Below are 17,709 nucleotides of genomic sequence, written 5' to 3'. Positions count from 1 at the left end.
ATAATTACGTATAAAACACGTTTCACAATCATGACTCCTGTCTTTTCGATTGATAGCGAAGTGGCTCAACACCTGTTTTGTTACTAAGCCCGTTTTTATACAGGCGTTTAAGCAACAGTGTTTGAAGAGTGTCAATGTTGTCGTTATTCACCGGATACAATGAGGTGCTATCATCGGCAAAAGTAATGCTTTTTATCGGAAAGACCTTCATAAGGGCATTTGTAATAACTACGCAATCTGCCCGCATAACGTCGCTAAGCGTAAACTTTCCTACCTTGTGCTGTACATTTTCTTCATTCAGTGCATTAAGTAAACACTGCCTGACTACACCATTTACACCGCTTCCTGTCAGTGAGGGGGTGCACCACGTATTATCAGTATAAAAGAAAATATTACCTGCACTGCATTCAATAACGTTACCTTGTGTGTCGCACACAAGCGCATCGTCAGCATCGGCTTGGTTTATTTCTCTTTTAATCAGTACTTGCTCTAAACGGTTCATGTGCTTGATGCCGGCTAACGCAGGCTGAATAGCCAATGCTGTTTGCGCACACATTAGCGTAACACCCGTGGCATGAAGTGAGTCGTAATGAGTAGGGTATGGATGTTGAGTGAATCGAACTAACGGTGGGTTTGCCTCATCACGACTGTACCCTCGCCCGGCCTCTCCGCCAGATACATGCACTTTTAATACGTACTTAATTTCTGATTTTTCGAATTGTGACGGATTTGATTCACCCTCTAATAGCGGTTTTTTTTCATCGTCTATCTGTGAGGCTTCTTTTCTCTTTAAATCAGCGCTAGCTTGAAAAGCCTGTATCTTTGACCCTATAGCTTGTTCTAAGATGTGAATATCGATAGACAGACCGATTGCCTTACAATCATGGGATAAGCGAGAAAGATGGAGAGACAGTAATTCAGGATGATCATTTACTACACATATTGTAGTGAATACGCCGTCACCATAATTAAAAGCCCTGTCGCTCGACGCTATGGGCGTATCACTGGGAATTATTTTCACTGCCTGCTCGGTATCTTAAGTACTGATATTAGTAGTGGGGAGTATACCAAGTTGTTGAGTGCAAACAACAAAGGGTGATGCATAAGATGCATCACCCTTTGATTTATAAAAGCTCAGTGTAAAAACGCATTATGACAGAGCACTGTAAGCACAGCTGAGCCTACCTATGTCGTGCGCTTACAAACGCTTGAATATTAACGAGCCGTTAGTTCCGCCAAAACCAAATGAGTTGCATAACGCATGGTCAGCAGTAAACATTTTTGCTTTATTAGCTACAAAGTCTAAGTCGCACCCTTCGCCCGGCTCATCAAGGTTGATGGTGGGTGGCGCCATTTTATCTCTGAGCGCTAATATGGTGAAAATGGCCTCTACAGAACCCGCAGCACCTAACAAGTGGCCTGTCATCGATTTAGTAGAACTCACCAACAAATCGTAGGCGTGTTCGTTAAATACTCGCTTAACCGCTGCAACCTCGGCGACATCTCCGGCTGGCGTTGATGTACCGTGAGCATTTACGTATCCAATTTCGGTGGGGTCGATTTTCGCGTCTCGAATTGCGTTTTCCATCGACGTTGCCGCACCTTCACCGTCTGCTGGTGGAGAAGTCATGTGATAAGCGTCGCCACTCATACCAAACCCAACAAGTTCTGCGTAAATAGTCGCGCCGCGTGCTTTCGCCGCTTCGTACTCTTCTAGCATTACTACACCAGCACCCTCGCCCATTACAAAGCCATCTCTGTCTTTGTCCCACGGACGACTTGCAGCTTTAGGATCGTCGTTACGAGACGACAACGCACGAGCAGCAGCGAAACCTGCAATACCTAGCGGCGTAATAGTTGCCTCGGCACCGCCGGCTAACATTGCGTCTGCATCGTCATAGGCTATTGTTCTTGCTGCGATACCTATGTTGTGAACCCCTGTGGTACAGGCTGTTACAACATTGATATTAGGCCCTTTCAACCCTTCCATAATGGAAAGAAAGCCAGAAATCATGTTCGTTATCGTGGATGGCACAAAGAAAGGAGATACACGCTTTGGCCCACTGTTGAGCAATTTTGAATGATTTTGTTCAATTTGCTCTAAACCACCAATTCCCGAACCTATTGCTACACCTACGCGGTGAGCATTATCACCAGTAATGGATAGCCCTGAATCGGCTAGTGCTTGTTTACCCGCTGCAACACCTAACTGGATAAAGCGGTCCATTTTTTTCGTTTCTTTCTTATCGATATAATCCAGGGGATCAAAGTCGTTAATTTGGCCTGCGAAACGGGTTGAATAGTTACTACAATCGAAATGAGTGATTTCACCTATGCCGCTCTCGCCTGCGAGCAGTTTGCGCCATGTGTCTTCACTGTTAAGACCCAATGGTGAAAGCATCCCAATACCGGTAACCACTACGCGACGTTTTGTCACAAAAAGTCCTCGCTTTGGAACTAAGGTAGGAGAAACAAAAACGGCTCTAAAAAAGAGCCGTTTCGTAACTTAATAAAGACTTATGCGTCTTTATTTGCATTAATGTAATCAACCGCTGACTGAACAGTAGTGATTTTTTCAGCTTCTTCATCAGGAATTTCAGTATCGAATTCTTCTTCCAAAGCCATTACCAACTCAACAGTGTCAAGTGAATCAGCGCCTAAATCGTCAACGAATGAAGCTTCTGCTTTTACTTCTTCTTCTTTAACGCCAAGCTGTTCAATGATGATTTTCTTAACGCGTTCTTCAATGTTACTCATAATTCTAGGTTTCCCTTAAACGTCACTAGATAACAAAAGTGTCGCTAGTTTATTTTGCTAGGTCGTTCCTTGCAAGCACCAGTGTAAACTAATTTTCTGGTCAAACCAGCGACATTCGAAATTGTTTAAATACTATTTTTACATCCAAGTTTGGGTAAATACCACCCTAAACTCAACAAAATCCGCAAAAATTGCGAATTTACCCCATATACATTCCACCGTTAACGTGGATTGTTTCACCTGTAATATAGGCGGCACCGTCGCTTACTAAAAACGCAACAGTGGAGGCAACTTCATCCGGCGAGCCTAATCGACTTGCTGGAATATCTTTAAAAATGGCTTCTTTTTGGTCATCAGACAATGACTTTGTCATATCTGTATCGATGAAACCAGGCGCAACAACGTTAATTGTTATGCCTCGTGACGCCACTTCTCTTGCCATAGACTTAGAAAAACCGATTACGCCTGCTTTCGCAGCGGCATAATTAGCTTGGCCTGCGTTACCGGCACTGCCTACAACAGAGCCAATATTGACAATACGGCCAAAACGTTTCTTCATCATACCGCGAAGTACCGCTTTTGACAGCGTAAATATTGACGTCAAGTTAGTATCAATGATGTCTTGCCACTCGTCGTCTTTCATTCTCAGTAAGAGATTATCACGGGTAATACCCGCATTATTGATAAGAATATCAATGCCGCCGTCGGCACTACTAATCGCCTTTATGGCTTCATCTACGCTGGCTTTATCGGTTACATTGAGTGCCAAGCCTCTACCGCCAAACGCTTCGAGATAGGCCGATATGGCAGCTGCACCATTGTCGCTTGTTGCTGTACCGATTACCGTTGCGCCTTGACTAGCAAGTGCAGTAGCAATGGCTTTTCCAATACCTCTGCTCGCACCAGTAACAAGCGCAACTTTACCGTCTAACTGACTCATTGCATTTCCTTATTGTTTTAATGCTTCCACACCCTCGGGTGTATTAACAGTAAGAGACTCAAGGCTCTTGTTAATTCGTTTATTCAAACCGGTAAGCACTTTACCAGGCCCTACTTCTATGACGCGCTCAACACCTGCTGCGGCTAAATATTCAACCGTGCGAGTCCATTGAACGGGACAATATAATTGACGCACTAATGCGTTTTTAATTGCCTCACCTTGCGTTTCAATGGTCACATCCACATTGTTTACAATATTAATGGCCGGTTCTTTTACCAAGAGTGAAGTTAATGCGTCTTCTAGTTTGTCTGCAGCTGGGCGCATAAGTTCACAATGTGAAGGCACACTCACCGCCAAAGGCAAAGCACGTTTTGCACCTGCCTCTTTACACGCATTGGCAGCTTGTTCCGCTGCATTTTTTTCACCTGCAATAACCACTTGCCCAGGCGAATTAAAATTAACTGGAGCAACCACATCACCCGTTGCGATAGCAGTTTGCTGACACACGTTAGCGATAGATGAATCGTCTAAACCAATAATGGCAAACATAGCGCCTGCACCAGCCGGTACAGCTTCTTGCATATACTTGCCACGAGCCTCAACCAGTTTGACCGCGTCGGTAAAGTCCATAGCGCCACCGCATACCAATGCGGAATACTCACCTAAACTGTGGCCGGCAAGATAATCTACCTCTATGCCCTGTTCACGAATAACGCGCCATGTAGCCACGCTTGCGGCTAATAATGCAGGTTGGGTAATGTGAGTCTCGTTAAGTTGACCGTCAGAGTCGTTCTGAACAAGGCTCCAGAGGTCGTAACCTAGTGCGTCAGACGCTTCTTTGAACGTTGCCTCAACCACTGGGTACTGAGCTGCCAACTCTTTTAGCATGCCCACACTTTGAGACCCCTGACCTGGAAATACACAGGCTGTTCTAGTCATTCTTCTTCCTTATTATTGTATAAATCATTAGAAGTGAAAAATGGCGTGGTTTACGTTCGCTTAGTAGCGAACTAACGCAGACGCCCACGCAAAACCGCCACCAAATGCTTCTAATAGCAAATGTTGACCGCGCTGGATTCTACCGTCTCGTATCGCCGTGTCTAACGCTGTAGGAACCGTAGCGGCTGACGTATTGCCGTAATGCTCTAACGTTAGCACCACTTGATCAAGAGACATATTCAGCTTTTTAGCTGTCGCTTTGATAATTCTGAAGTTGGCTTGGTGCGGCACCAGCCAATCTAAATCTGTCTTTTTCATGCCGTTGGCAGACAGAGTCTGCTCAACCACCTGGGATAATTTGTTCACGGCTACTTTGAACACTTCATTGCCGCGCATTACGCCCCAGTTTTCGTGTACCGACTTTTCGTCGCCCCGAGTTGGGTTGCCTACGTAAAGAAGGTCGCCATAGGAACCTGCCGCATGAATATGCGTTGATAAGATACCAGGTTCGTCGCTTGCTTCAATAATTGTGGCCCCTGCCGCATCGCCAAATAAAATGACCATAGTTCTGTCTGCGGGGTCGATAAGGCGGCTTAAGCAATCAGTGCCAATAACCAGTATACGTTTCGCCATACCTGACTTAATGTACTGATCGGCCACACTCAATGCGTAGCAATACCCTGCACAGGCTGCTGCAACATCAAAGGCGGGAATGCCATCTAAATCGAGCATGCGCTGAATTTCGCACGCCGTGCTAGGTAATGCATAACGACCACTTGTCGTGGCACACACTATCATATCAATGGTTTTAGGATCGATACCCGCCATTTCAATGGCTTTCTTGCTGGCCTCTACACCCATGGTCGCAGCAGTTTCATCTGCACCAATTATGCGACGTTCTTTAATACCTGTGCGATCAGTAATCCACTCATCACTGGTATCAACCATGACTTCTAAATCTGCGTTAGTGCGCACGTCATTGGGGTAATAACTGCCTGTTCCTATAAAGCGAGAATATTTGCTCAAAGTTGCTCCAACAATACCGTTTCTATCTTGGTTTTTATCTTATCCGGCAAATGCATTTCTGCTTCTTTCATTGCTTGAACAATGGCGTAATAAAAAGCGTCTTTTTGTGCATTTCCGTGACTCTTGATAACAATGCCGCGCAATCCTATCAGACTCGCACCATTATACTGGTCGGGGTTCACGCTATTGTAGATAGATTTCAGTAATGGGAAGGCAATTCTGGCTAATAAACGGGTGTATAAATTCTTTTGAGACTGGCGTTTTACTTCATTAATCACTAACTTAGCCAAACCTTCGCTCGACTTTAGCGCGATGTTACCAGTGAAGCCATCGGTGACTACAACGTCAGCATAGTCGGTGAATATATCATCACCTTCAACATAACCAATGTAATTAATACCAGGGGCATCTCTAAAAAGCTGATCGGCAGACTTCACTTGTGCGTTGCCTTTTATATCCTCTTCACCGACATTAAGCAGCGCAACTCTTGGAGATGTAATACCAGAGACTTCTTGAGCCAGCACTGAGCCCATTACACCGTATTGAAAGAGAATTTCAGGCGTGCAATTAACGTTTGCCCCCAAATCGAGTAGAAAAACATTATGGTTACTCGTGGTTGGCAACATATTGATCAGTGCGGGTCTATCAATGCCTGATAACGTTTTAAGTAGATAAAAGGAAAGTGTCAGCAAGGCGCCGGTGTTTCCGGCACTTACGCAAGCATCGGCGTGACCGCTTTTAACGCGCTCAAGTGCTCGTCGCATGGAAGAGTCTTTTTTATTTCGAAGTGCTGACGTCGGCGCTTCTCCCATTTCAACAACTTGGGAGCAATGAACAATATCGACGCGGCCGCGTTCTTCAGAGGTAAGGTCTGTGATGCCGCTTTCAATAACTGATTCGTCGCCGCAGAGTGTGAAGCGAATATGGGGATGTAGCTGAATAGCCTTTACGGCTGCAGAAAGGATAACAGGGGGACCATGATCGCCCCCCATGATATCTAACGCGATGGTTAGCTCAGACAAAATGTAGTCGCCGTATTACGCGCCGATTACTTTCTTGCCTTTGTAGTATCCATCAGCAGTCACGTGGTGACGAAGGTGAGTTTCACCCGACGTTGAATCGACGGACAAAGTAGCACCTGTCAACGCATCGTGTGAACGACGCATACCGCGCTTAGAACGCGTTTTACGATTTTTTTGTACTGCCATAACTTACTCCTGGTCTCGCTTAAGTTCTTTCAAAACCGCGAAAGGGTTTTGTCGCTCTTGTTCCGGTTCAATCTTTCCGAATGACATCTCATCTCGCTTTATTGCACACTCCGACTCTGCATGAAGGGGTACAATTGGCAACGATAATAGTAACTCGTCTTCAAATATCTGAAGCAGACTAACTTCTCCGTGGTCGTTGACCTCTACCGGTTCGTAAGCCTCGGGAATGATGTCCTCATTTTCTTGCTCTCCTCCCTGCACTGGAGTAAAGCAAAAATCCGAATGAACGGATAAATCGAGTTCACCATTACACCTCTGACAGATAAGTGTAACATCAGTAGATAGGTGGCCGTGAAAAACAGTAAGACCCTGCTCGTCTTTTCTAAACTGTACTTCTGCGTCCACATATTCACTGCATCGGACAACTGCCCCGCTCAATCGTTCCATATCACTAGCCAAAATAACACCCCGATAATCGGAACGTTTAGTGGCGGTTTTAATCGGTTCAACCGAATGGGGTAATTTCACTTTCTGCATAGGGCGCGCATGATATAGCGTCACCCCGCTTCTGTCAAAGCAAAATTGCGATTTAACTTAGGGGGAAACAAGGTAAACTAACCGGCATACCTTTATTAAGGCGTATTAAAGTAGAACGCCGAAAATAAGAGCTCGAAACAGGAATACTCACCATGTCTACACTAATTTTAGCCTCGTCTTCTCAATATCGAAAAAAGTTACTGGCTGATATTGGTCTCCATGTAGAAACCATGAGTCCAGATATTGATGAAACGCCTAAGCCTGATGAAACCGCCCTGACACTGAGTAAACGCTTAGCACAAGAAAAGGCGCTAAAAGTAAGCGCACGTGTGAGCAACGATGAGGCCATCGTTATTGGCAGCGACCAAGTCGCTTTTTTAGCCACAGATGACGGACCGGTATTACTTGGTAAACCTTTAAATGTGGGTACCGCTGTTCAGCAGCTCAAACGCTGCCAAGGTAAAACTGTGTCTTTTTTTACCGCTATCTGTGTTTATCAAGCAAGAAGCGATACGTTAATAACTGATGTAGAAGAAACACGGGTTCATTTTCGTGAAAACACAACCTCTCTATTACAAGGCTATGTTGAAAAAGAACGACCACTAGATTGCGCTGGTAGTTTTAAAAGCGAAGGCATGGGCGTACTTCTATTTGAACGTGTACAAGGAAGAGACCCCAATAGTCTCATTGGGCTGCCCATCATGCTGTTAAACGATATCTTGTCTTCTCACTTTAATACTAACTTGCTAGAGCTAGCTACTCGCTAATATTGTCTTGTTGTCGCTGGCTCTTCACCCAAATGCTGATCAACCAAAAGCCGCTCTAACACGAGAGCTCACCTACTACGTTACTTACCCAGTAAGTAGTGCTGTAATTCTGCAATGGAATGAACAATCACTTTGGGTTGCAGCGCTTCTAAATGGACTTGGGCGTGAACGCCATACGACACGCCTATTCTGTCCATGCCAATAGACTTAGCCATTTGCATATCATAGGTGGTATCACCAATCATTACAGCATCGCTGACAGGAATAGCCAATTCGTCGATAAGTTGGAGCAGCATATCAGGTGATGGCTTCGACTCTGCTTCATCAGCTGTGCGTGAGGCGGAGAAAAAGCTGCCCGTGTCCGTTTGTTGCCACGCTCTGTCCAAACCTCTACGTGCTTTACCTGTGGCAACGGCAAGAATACAGCCAGATTCTTTAAGCGCATTAAACAGTGCTTCAGCGCCATCGAATAATGGGCATGGCGTGGTGTCTTTGGCAACAAACGCTTCTTTATAAGCTAACACTAACTGTTCTGCGAGTGCGTCATCGTCAATACCAAAGAGTTGCTTAATAGCCGGCTTAAGGCTGATGCCAATAATGTTCCCCACTTCATCACGACTTGGAATTGGCATACTGCATTGCTTTGCTGCAATCTGCATGCAGTTAACAATTTTGTCTGCAGAGTCCATCACCGTGCCATCCCAATCGAAAATTACGAGCTTGTAGCGTGGTAATATTGAAGATACTGGCGACGGTTGTGTTTGAGGCGCAGTTGAAATGTCGGACATAAATCGTTACTACTCGTTATTTCGTATTTAGGGCGTTTAAGGCCATTAAAGAATCAGTCAGCGCTTTATCAAGGGGTGCGGTAAACGTCATTCTTTCTTCTGTAGCTGGGTGAATAAACGCGATACTTTGGGCATGAAGAAATAATCGGTCTAGTCCTTTTTCTCTCATGCTAGCATCGAAGTCACTATCGCCATACTTTGGATCGCAAGCAATAGGATGCCCTGCGTGTAAACAGTGCACGCGTATTTGGTGCGTTCGACCCGTAATCGGTGAGGCTTCAACCAGCGTCGCTCCAGAAAACTGCTTTAATATTCTGTAACGGGTTTCAGAAGGCTTACCATCATCACTGACGCTGACCATTCTCTCGCCTGACTGCAGGGTGTTTTTTCTAAGAGGCGCCTTTACCTTAAATCGATTTGCCGGCCACTCACCTGCGACTAGCGCATTATAACGCTTGTCCATTTTGCCTGTTCGCAGCTGTTCATGCATATGACGCAGTGCTGAGCGCTTCTTGGCGATGAGCATGCAGCCTGATGTATCGCGATCCAGTCGGTGCACAAGTTCCATAAACTTCGCGTCTGGACGCAAAGCCCTTAATCCTTCAATCAGACCAAAACTTAAGCCGCTTCCGCCGTGAACTGCAATACCGGTAGGCTTGTTAATGACAATCAGACGATCGTCTTCAAATAAAATGTGCGATTCAAGCGCTGCTATCTTATCAAGTTTGGGTGAGGGTGCTGGCGCGCCCTCAGAGACCCTGACAGGCGGTATGCGTATTACATCGTCAGCTTGCAGTTTGTATTCAGGTTTTATCCTACCTTTATTAACGCGTACTTCGCCCTTGCGTAAAATGCGATAAATCATACTCTTTGGCACACCCTTCAATTGAGTGCGCAAAAAATTGTCGATGCGTTGGCCTGCTAAATCGGCCTCTACCGTTATAAAACGGACTTTTTGGGGAGCTTGTTCTTTCATACAATTGATTATACCGCAATGCTTCGCCGCCAACATTATGAAAATTTCTATTTGCTCAAATTTCTTGTTTTTGACTCTTTTTTGCACTGAGCTCATCGTTTTATGAAAATATCTCGGTATTAGTTACTTTTATTCACCGACTTACCTTGCTTAATTTTACTTATTGGTGCGATAATCGTCAGTGGTTTTTACACGAAACAAACGCGAATTATAACCTTGCGCCAACGCGCTCATTTTGCGAACACAACGCGTAGAAACAACATAGACGATATTGAAGCAAAAACGACGACATATTGCGGTCGATGCTCCACGTCGCAAACGAAAAAGCATGAGTTAGATGTCGGTAGTGTCAGTAAAGAAACAAGACATTTCATACCGAACTCGCTAAGAGGCAACGACAACACTGCCGTAGTAAAGCGAAACCGTGCTTGCGAACATAAAATAAGTTTGCCGTTTAGCCAACAGAATTAAATGACAAACAAGCGAGGCTCATTATTTCGCTTGTTAAAATGAAAATTGAAATAAGGGTTTGTCGCTCCCGACATCCTCAAAGCAGCGTGGCCTTGGTAAGGTCAGTCGTTTAGGTAAAATAGACAAACAAAAACAACGTTTGTAACCTGTAACGCTGACAGAGATGCATTTAGAAAATGCATAGGCTACCCACTCGGGATAATGCGATGTAACAACAAAGTCCCCGTCCAACCGTGAGGTTGCGCGGTGAGGGTTTGCACATGTCACTTTAATTTTGTGTCTTAACGGCTGTACAAAAACAGAGTTAGATACAATGAAAAGAATGTTAATTAATGCAACTCAACAAGAAGAGTTGCGTGTTGCTCTAGTAGACGGGCAACGCTTGTACGACCTAGATATTGAAAGTCCTGGGCACGAGCAAAAGAAAGCAAATATTTACAAAGGCAAGATAACCCGAGTAGAGCCAAGCCTAGAAGCAGCTTTCGTCGATTATGGCGCTGACCGCCACGGTTTCCTCCCCCTTAAAGAAATAGCCCGCACGTACTTCCCTAAAGGTTACAAGTTTGAAGGCCGCCCTAACATTAAAGATGTTATTAAGGAAGGTCAGGAAGTTATTATTCAAATCGATAAGGAAGAGCGTGGCCAGAAAGGCGCAGCACTGACTACTTTCTTATCGTTAGCAGGCAGCTATTTAGTTCTTATGCCAAACAACCCTCGTGCTGGCGGTATTTCACGTCGTATCGAAGGTGATGAACGTACAGAACTTAAAGAATCATTAGGCAAATTAGACCTTCCAGACGGAATGGGCCTTATTGTGCGCACGGCTGGCGTTGGCAAGTCGTATGAAGAATTAGAATGGGATTTGAAAGTACTTCTTAAGCACTGGGACGCAATATCTGCAGTGGCCCAAGAGCGTGAAGCACCGTTCTTAATTCACCAAGAAAGTAACGTTATTGTTCGCGCTATTCGCGATTACCTACGTCGTGATATCGGTGAGATTCTCATCGACAAAACCAGTATCTACGAGCAAGCACTTCAGCATATCGAACTTGTTCGCCCCGACTTCGCAAACCGCGTAAAACTGTACCGCGGTGAAGTACCTTTGTTTAGCCACTACCAAATAGAAAGCCAGATAGAATCTGCATTCCAAAGAGAAGTGCGCTTACCATCGGGCGGTTCAATTGTTATTGACCCAACAGAAGCCTTAACCTCTATTGATATCAACTCTGCCCGCTCGACAAAAGGCGGAGATATTGAAGAAACGGCACTGAACACAAACCTAGAAGCGGCTGATGAAATTGCTCGCCAGTTGCGCTTGCGTGATCTCGGTGGGTTAGTGGTTATCGACTTTATTGATATGACCCCAGTTAGACATCAGCGCGATGTGGAAAACCGCATGAAAGACGCGGTACGAAGCGACAGAGCTCGCGTGCAGTTAGGCCGTATTTCTCGCTTTGGTCTTCTTGAAATGTCTCGTCAGCGTTTGCGCCCTTCCCTTGGCGAATCTGCCCATCATGTATGTCCACGTTGTTCAGGTCACGGTACTATTCGTGGTACTGAATCTCTTGCACTTTCTATTCTTCGCATATTAGAAGAAGAAAGTATCAAAGAGAATACGGGACAGATTGAAGCGCAGCTACCAGTGTCGGTGGCAACGTACTTGTTAAATGAAAAGCGCAAGTCTATTCAGCTTCTTGAAAAGCGCCACGGTGTTGATTTGCTGCTTATTCCAAACGCAAATTTAGAAACGCCTCATTATCAAGTAGAGCGCCGTCGTCCAGATGATGCCCTGCAAGATGCAAGCTATGAAGTTGAGCTAATGCCTGCTGTGGAAACAGAGAAAGTGACAACGACCACTGCACCTGTTAAGCGTGAAGAGCCTGCACTTAAAGGCCTTGTTGCTCCTACTACGGCAGCACCTGTTGCTCAGCCTAAAGTTCAGGAAAAAGCGGCACAAACAAACGAATCTTCATCATTATTCGCTCGCATTGGTAAGTGGATAAATGATGTATTTGGCGATAGCAACAAGCCTGAAGCTAAGCCAAAGGAAAACCAAGAGAAAGACGAGAAAACGCCGTCTAATTACAAAGGTAAAAACCCGCGTAATACTCGTAATAATGACGACCGTCGTCGTAAGCCTCGTAAAAATACCCGTCGCAATAATCCAGCTCAAGCAAAAGACGGTGAGCAGGAACAACGCCCACCACGCAGTGATCATGACGACAAGCGCAATAACCGTGGTCGCAAGCCTCGCAGAGCGCAGCAGCCTCGTGATGAGCAGCAAAAGCCAAAGCATGAAAAGCCTCAAAAAGACGCTCCTGTTAATGACAATGTGGAACAACAGGACAATCACGTTGAGAAGAAACGTGAAGTTGCCGAGCGCAGAAAGCGTCGTGATAAGCGTCGCAGCGTTCGAGTGAACAAAGATGACTCAGCAAATGCTAATGTGCAAAGTGCGCCAAAAGCTGAAACTAAACCAGCTGCCCCTAAGAAACCAGAAAGCGCTGAGAAGCAGCCTGACGAGCAAGTTGTTAACTCTGCGCCTGTTACTGAAGATGCAGCAGGAAAGCCGTTAGAGAAGCATCACGCTAAGCAAAAAACGGTTATTGGGTCGACGGCAGAAACCTCTGACGCCAACGAGGAAACTCAAGAAGCAGCAGTAATTTCAGAGTTAACTAACGACGAAAATGGCCAGAAACGTGAAAGCAGAGGACGTTCACGTCGCTCTCCTCGTCACGTTCGCGCGGCAGGTCAACGTCGTAAGAAAGAAGCGCAGCAAAATGAGGAAGGTACTACCGAGAGTAGTAACGACAATCATAATAATACTGCGCCAGTAAACGGTGATGAAACGCAAGCTACACAACCTGGCGTGCTTTCTTCACAAGTGCAGTCAACGAATGCACAACCGGATGACATTAAAGAAGCGGTAACTGCAACTGCTGAGCAAACATCGCCAACCGCTGAAGAGACTAAAGCGCCTGTTGCTGACGCTTCTGTTCAGTCTGAAGAGCTAGCGAAAGAGTCAGCGACAGCGCCAAGTGTTGAAGCGGTTCAAGATGAACTGCAGTTCGAGGCAGCCCCGCAAGCAGATGAATCACCAAAAGCAAGTGGTACTGAAGAAGGAGCGTCTGTAAAAGCGGCTCAACAAGATGACGCTGAAACAGCAGCACCAAAGCAAGTTGAAATAAACTTAGCTGAGGAAGCTACTGAGGCAGCAGAAGCACCTGCAGCCAAGCAGTCTGTAGCTGAAGACAAGCCAGCAGTGGTTGAAGAGCCTTCAGCGGGTAAAGAGCCTTCAGCGGGTAAAGAGCCTTCAGCGGATAAGGAGCCTTCAGCACCTTCTAAGCCTGCAGCCAATGAAAAGCCTGTAGTGCCTGCAACAGCTAAAAAGGCTGATAAGCCAGCATCGCCACTAGGTGCAAGCGGAACAGGAAAACGCAGAGCGTCTCACCCAATGACAACCCCAGCGTCTGTTGACGATGAGTTTGTCGATGTGAAGCTTACAGCGAAGTCAGATGATTCTCGCCCCGCTGTAACGGTTTGCGGTAAAACTGCAAACATGGCTCAGGTATCAGCGCGAGCATCTGCTCCTGCTACACTGCCAGGCAGCGTAGATTAGGCGTTTGCTACAAACTTTGAGATAAAACGTCTCTAATAATAAAAGCCGCTGTTTAAAGCGGCTTTTTTATGTCTCTCGTCCTAAAATAAATCATAAAAATGAGGAGCTAAGCGATGAGTCAACCCGTTAACCCACACTTCGTATCTTGGCTAGAACAACATTGTCGGGCAAACGCAATTGAGACGTCGCTCATTCAAACACTATGGAGCAGCTATGGCGCCTGCTTTCGCGCAGCGCTGCAACCTGCAGGAAACAGTCACCTTGCAGCGCCTTTATCTGCGGTGGTGAAATGCGCGGTGACACCTGCAACTCACAAGCACCCTCGAGGCTGGAACGGTGATGCTGGCCATCACAGAAAGCTGCGCTCATTTGCTATAGAAAACAGTTTTTACCAGTACGTTCAACCTTTTACCAACGAACGCTGTAAAACCCCTCGCTGTATCGCAGCCGCGAAAGACGGTGACAGCACGTTACTAGTCATGGAAGACCTTGGAAAGTTAGGTTTTACGCACACAACCCTCGAACTGTCAGTGACGCAGGCCGAGGTAGTGCTTACCTGGTTGGCTGAATTTCACAGTCGTTTTATTCACACAAAACCGTATTTTCAAACTAATAATGTATTGGTTTGGGAAACGGGTACCTATTGGCATTTAAAAACCCGTGATGATGAATACCAAGCTATGACTCCCTGCCAATTAAAAGATAGCGCAAACAAAATAGACAACGCCCTAAACAACGCTAAATATCAAACCCTAGTGCATGGTGATGCCAAGGTCGCCAATTTTTGTTTTACACCTGATTATCAGTCTTGCGCAGCAGTAGACTTTCAATACGTTGGGTTTGGTGTGGGTGTAAAAGATGTAGCGTATTTTTTAGGGAGCGCGCTAAGTGAAGATGACCAAATAACGTACTCTGAGCATTGCTTAGAAGTTTATTTTAATGCGCTAGCGTTAGCCTTACACCAGCGCTGCTCAGTGGGTTCTCAAGCATATGAATCTGCGCCGCCAGCAGCACTAGAAAAATCAGAAATACCTCTACTCATCAACGAGTGGCGTGCACTCTACCCCATCGCTTGTGCTGACTTTCATCGTTTTTTAGCAGGATGGAGTCCACATCACTGGAAGATTGATAAAGCGCTTCAACATCAAACCTCTATCGCGTTATTAATGCTGAAAGGCAGCTCTAGTTAGAATACGGGCCTATATCCAAATACTTTTGATAGCGATACTTTTGATAGCGATACTTTTGATAGCGATACTTGGGATAGCAATATTTGTTATTACTAGGTTTATAAGTGACCAATTTACAATAACCTAACGTAATAACTATAACAATCGGAAGCTCACTGCTCTTATGTACAAACGCAAACTATATCTTTTTGGCCTTCTCTCTACCTTTATTCTATTCATCGCCCTTGCTAGCGCTGCGGTAACTGCACATCTTACGCGAACCAATTTAGAACAAAGTCACCTGGCTCAGTCCTTGTTGTCTGAACATCAGCAGCTTTCCAGTACATCCTACCGACTATTTAAACAACTGACTGACGAACTTATCTTCGGTAAAAGTGCGAACCAAGCAAACGTAAGAAATAAACAGGAAAGAATTGACCAATCTATAGCAAGAATAAAACAATTTGAGCTTGCTCAGCGTGACGCTCTTGGTCTTGACGCTACTCAGGGAAGTGTTGAAGACACTGACGAACTAGAGGCATTGATTGGCAGTATTGTCGACGAATTTCGCGCTATAGCTGCGCGCAATGATGGTGCTCCATTAAAAGAGCAAGAAAGACTGCACACGCTACTTGAAAGCACCATTGATAATCAATTTCGTGAAGCCATAAATAGCGCTGTAGTACGCCAAAGCAATGTGGTGTCGGGCATTAATTCAAGTATAGACACACTCAATACCAGTATTGTTTGGTTTACCATTATTTTAGGTGCCATAACATGTCCGTTTATCCTTTTAGGATGCTATTGGCTATTTAATGCGTTGTATCATCCGCTCACTGTTATTCGAACGGGAACAGACGCTATTGCCTCCGGTAACTATCATTATCGGCTACCAGAAACTCTCGATAGCGAATTTACCGATTTGGTTAAAGCGTTTAATTCTATGATTGTGCGGCTTGGCGCCCATGAAGACAAAGCATCTGCACACCGAAAACAACTTGAGTATGAGGTGGAAACACGAACGCGGGCACTGCAGGAAGTCAATAATAAGCTGACGCAGCTCGATACTAAACGTCGTCAGTTTATGGCGGATGTCAGTCATGAGCTGCGCACCCCTCTCACTATTATCCGAGGAGAAGCGCAGGTTACCCTTCGTCAGCAAACCGCTACTGTGGAAATTTACCAAGAGACGCTTAACACCATTTTAGAGCAATCGGTAAAGCTCAGTAAGCTAGTTGACGATCTGCTTTTATTGGCAAGAGCTGAAATGCACGAATTTACCTTAGACGTTGCTCAGTGCGCTCTCGAGAGCGAACTTTCTAAGCAAGTAACGAAGTGGCAGAAAGTGATTAAAACACGTGAAATTACTTTTCAGAGCCAACTTCAATACAATCAGAGTGTTGTTATAGACAAAGAGCGAATCATTCAGGCTTTAACCATTTTGATTGAAAATGCTAACAAATATTCTTCGCCCGGCACCCCCATCGTAGTATCACTTGATGATGATAATAACTGGATACGTATTAATATCATGGATACCAGCGACGGTATTTCTTCTTCCGACTTGGAGCATATTTTTGAACGCTTTGTTCGCCTTAAGCGACAGGGAGACGGCATGGGCCTGGGCCTTTCAATTGCAAAGGCCATTGCTGAGGCGCACGGCGGTACACTCACTGCACGCTCAGAGCTATCAAAGGGGTCTGTCTTTACATTATCCTTGAAAAAGCCTGCTTCGCATTAACGCTAGCGCCAGCTTTTAGGGCTGCCAGCGGATAAACAAAAAAGAGAACAACCTATAATGAAAATTTTAATTGCCGACGACGAGGCACCTCTATTACGATTTTTATCTCGCGGTCTCAGCGCCGAGGGATATCAATGCGTAGAAGAGAGTACCTTACACAATTTAATTACACGAATCCGGCAAGAATCGCCAAGTATTGCTGTGCTAGATAGAATGTTTGGCGATGAGGACAGTGTTGAGCTTTTACCCACGATAAAGGCCATGCCTAATGCACCAATGGTATTACTACTGACTGCCGTAGATGACGTGAAAGAGCGCGTTAATGGCCTTACTTTAGGTGCTGATGACTATTTGTGTAAACCTTTCGACTTTGACGAATTATTAGCACGTATCACTGCACTAAAACGCAGAGCGGGTGCGGCAACTGTAGATGACAGTTTAACAGTAGGCCCCTTGCAAATTGATAGAGATTCTAGAATTGTGACCTTGTGCGGCGATGAGTTATCACTTACAAAGCTAGAATATGACACCTTGTATTACTTTGCTGAAAATGCGGAGAAAGTGCTCTCGCGAGAACGAATACTGAGTCGAGTTTGGAAAAGCCATAGCGATCCACTCACCAACGTTGTGGATGTATACATCAGTAGACTGAGGCAAAAGCTTAGCGCCAATGACTCAATTTCAATAGAAACATTGCGAGGAAATGGTTATCGGTTAACGGTAAAATAAAACCGCAAGTAAAAAAAGCCCAACGAAGGGACAACGTTGGGC

The 17,709-nt window shown here is 45.3% G+C and carries 16 protein-coding genes; 5 read left to right on the top strand and 11 right to left on the bottom strand.

Features of this window, described 5'->3' with window-relative positions; all coding sequences use genetic code 11:
* Positions 1–28: 28 nt before the first annotated feature.
* From pabC to yceD, 9 genes are all read right to left on the bottom strand, one after another.
* Positions 29–1,021: an aminodeoxychorismate lyase gene (pabC, locus tag V7R39_RS05300; RefSeq protein ID WP_334028932.1), complete on the bottom strand. Its 993-nt coding sequence runs from the start codon at positions 1,019–1,021 to the stop codon at positions 29–31.
* A gap of 177 nt (positions 1,022–1,198) precedes the next feature.
* Complete coding sequence (gene fabF, locus V7R39_RS05295) at positions 1,199–2,437, bottom strand: beta-ketoacyl-ACP synthase II (protein ID WP_334028929.1); 1,239 nt, start codon at positions 2,435–2,437, stop codon at positions 1,199–1,201.
* Between the two features lie 80 nt (positions 2,438–2,517).
* Positions 2,518–2,757, bottom strand: coding sequence for an acyl carrier protein (acpP, locus tag V7R39_RS05290; RefSeq protein WP_032095800.1), 240 nt, complete (start codon positions 2,755–2,757; stop codon positions 2,518–2,520).
* Positions 2,758–2,956: 199 nt separating this feature from the next.
* On the bottom strand, positions 2,957–3,697 hold the full coding sequence (gene fabG, locus V7R39_RS05285; RefSeq protein WP_032095799.1) for a 3-oxoacyl-ACP reductase FabG: 741 nt from the start codon (positions 3,695–3,697) through the stop codon (positions 2,957–2,959).
* A 9-nt stretch (positions 3,698–3,706) separates the two neighbouring features.
* On the bottom strand, positions 3,707–4,636 hold the full coding sequence (gene fabD, locus V7R39_RS05280) for an ACP S-malonyltransferase (RefSeq protein ID WP_334028924.1): 930 nt from the start codon (positions 4,634–4,636) through the stop codon (positions 3,707–3,709).
* 60 nt (positions 4,637–4,696) lie between these two features.
* Complete coding sequence (locus V7R39_RS05275) at positions 4,697–5,662, bottom strand: beta-ketoacyl-ACP synthase III (RefSeq protein ID WP_334028921.1); 966 nt, start codon at positions 5,660–5,662, stop codon at positions 4,697–4,699.
* Entirely contained in the window at positions 5,659–6,684 is a 1,026-nt protein-coding gene (plsX, locus tag V7R39_RS05270) for a phosphate acyltransferase PlsX (protein ID WP_334028918.1), read from the bottom strand. Before plsX ends, V7R39_RS05275 begins: the two co-directional genes overlap by 4 nt.
* 15 nt (positions 6,685–6,699) lie before the next feature.
* The gene (gene rpmF, locus V7R39_RS05265) at positions 6,700–6,870 is read right to left on the bottom strand and encodes a 50S ribosomal protein L32 (protein WP_032095795.1); all 171 of its coding nucleotides are present in this window, start codon (positions 6,868–6,870) and stop codon (positions 6,700–6,702) included.
* A 3-nt stretch (positions 6,871–6,873) separates the two neighbouring features.
* Complete coding sequence (gene yceD, locus V7R39_RS05260; protein ID WP_032095794.1) at positions 6,874–7,407, bottom strand: 23S rRNA accumulation protein YceD; 534 nt, start codon at positions 7,405–7,407, stop codon at positions 6,874–6,876.
* Positions 7,408–7,559: 152 nt separating this feature from the next.
* On the opposite strand from yceD, the gene V7R39_RS05255 reads away from it, so the two are divergent.
* The gene (locus V7R39_RS05255) at positions 7,560–8,174 is read left to right on the top strand and encodes a Maf family protein (protein ID WP_334028915.1); all 615 of its coding nucleotides are present in this window, start codon (positions 7,560–7,562) and stop codon (positions 8,172–8,174) included.
* An 80-nt stretch (positions 8,175–8,254) separates the two neighbouring features.
* Here the strand turns inward: V7R39_RS05255 and V7R39_RS05250 are convergent, their stop codons facing one another.
* Together V7R39_RS05250 and rluC are read right to left on the bottom strand one after the other, a co-directional pair.
* The gene (locus V7R39_RS05250; protein ID WP_334028912.1) at positions 8,255–8,962 is read right to left on the bottom strand and encodes an HAD family hydrolase; all 708 of its coding nucleotides are present in this window, start codon (positions 8,960–8,962) and stop codon (positions 8,255–8,257) included.
* 16 nt (positions 8,963–8,978) lie between these two features.
* The gene (gene rluC, locus V7R39_RS05245; RefSeq protein ID WP_334028909.1) at positions 8,979–9,938 is read right to left on the bottom strand and encodes a 23S rRNA pseudouridine(955/2504/2580) synthase RluC; all 960 of its coding nucleotides are present in this window, start codon (positions 9,936–9,938) and stop codon (positions 8,979–8,981) included.
* Positions 9,939–10,722: 784 nt separating this feature from the next.
* On the opposite strand from rluC, the gene rne reads away from it, so the two are divergent.
* The 4 genes from rne (at position 10,723) to V7R39_RS05225 (ending at position 17,667) form a co-directional block, all read left to right on the top strand.
* Positions 10,723–14,028, top strand: coding sequence for a ribonuclease E (rne, locus tag V7R39_RS05240; RefSeq protein WP_334028906.1), 3,306 nt, complete (start codon positions 10,723–10,725; stop codon positions 14,026–14,028).
* Positions 14,029–14,141: 113 nt separating this feature from the next.
* On the top strand, positions 14,142–15,218 hold the full coding sequence (locus V7R39_RS05235; protein ID WP_334028902.1) for a phosphotransferase: 1,077 nt from the start codon (positions 14,142–14,144) through the stop codon (positions 15,216–15,218).
* Between the two features lie 163 nt (positions 15,219–15,381).
* On the top strand, positions 15,382–16,938 hold the full coding sequence (locus V7R39_RS05230; protein WP_334028900.1) for a sensor histidine kinase: 1,557 nt from the start codon (positions 15,382–15,384) through the stop codon (positions 16,936–16,938).
* A gap of 57 nt (positions 16,939–16,995) precedes the next feature.
* Positions 16,996–17,667 carry a response regulator transcription factor gene (locus V7R39_RS05225; protein ID WP_334028897.1) on the top strand — a complete coding sequence of 224 codons (672 nt, stop codon included), beginning with the start codon at positions 16,996–16,998 and terminating at the stop codon, positions 17,665–17,667.
* The last annotated feature ends 42 nt before the right edge of the window (positions 17,668–17,709 follow it).

It is taken from the genome of Alteromonas sp. P256, from assembly GCF_036864455.1.
GTDB lineage: Bacteria > Pseudomonadota > Gammaproteobacteria > Enterobacterales > Alteromonadaceae > Alteromonas.
The sequence above is the reverse complement of the archived record's forward strand: the minus strand, read 5'-3'. Positions and strand labels throughout refer to the sequence as shown.

What these genes read in the sequence shown, in the direction of transcription:
- acpP (WP_032095800.1), bottom strand. Translation starts at nt 2,757, where the DNA reads ATGAGTAACATTGAAGAACGCGTTAAGAAAATCATCATTGAACAGCTT.
- fabG (WP_032095799.1), bottom strand. Translation starts at nt 3,697, where the DNA reads ATGAGTCAGTTAGACGGTAAAGTTGCGCTTGTTACTGGTGCGAGCAGA.
- fabD (WP_334028924.1), bottom strand. Translation starts at nt 4,636, where the DNA reads ATGACTAGAACAGCCTGTGTATTTCCAGGTCAGGGGTCTCAAAGTGTG.
- rpmF (WP_032095795.1), bottom strand. Translation starts at nt 6,870, where the DNA reads ATGGCAGTACAAAAAAATCGTAAAACGCGTTCTAAGCGCGGTATGCGT.
- yceD (WP_032095794.1), bottom strand. Translation starts at nt 7,407, where the DNA reads ATGCAGAAAGTGAAATTACCCCATTCGGTTGAACCGATTAAAACCGCC.
- V7R39_RS05255 (WP_334028915.1), top strand. Translation starts at nt 7,560, where the DNA reads ATGTCTACACTAATTTTAGCCTCGTCTTCTCAATATCGAAAAAAGTTA.
- V7R39_RS05250 (WP_334028912.1), bottom strand. Translation starts at nt 8,962, where the DNA reads ATGTCCGACATTTCAACTGCGCCTCAAACACAACCGTCGCCAGTATCT.
- rluC (WP_334028909.1), bottom strand. Translation starts at nt 9,938, where the DNA reads ATGAAAGAACAAGCTCCCCAAAAAGTCCGTTTTATAACGGTAGAGGCC.
- rne (WP_334028906.1), top strand. Translation starts at nt 10,723, where the DNA reads ATGAAAAGAATGTTAATTAATGCAACTCAACAAGAAGAGTTGCGTGTT.
- V7R39_RS05235 (WP_334028902.1), top strand. Translation starts at nt 14,142, where the DNA reads ATGAGTCAACCCGTTAACCCACACTTCGTATCTTGGCTAGAACAACAT.
- V7R39_RS05230 (WP_334028900.1), top strand. Translation starts at nt 15,382, where the DNA reads ATGTACAAACGCAAACTATATCTTTTTGGCCTTCTCTCTACCTTTATT.
- V7R39_RS05225 (WP_334028897.1), top strand. Translation starts at nt 16,996, where the DNA reads ATGAAAATTTTAATTGCCGACGACGAGGCACCTCTATTACGATTTTTA.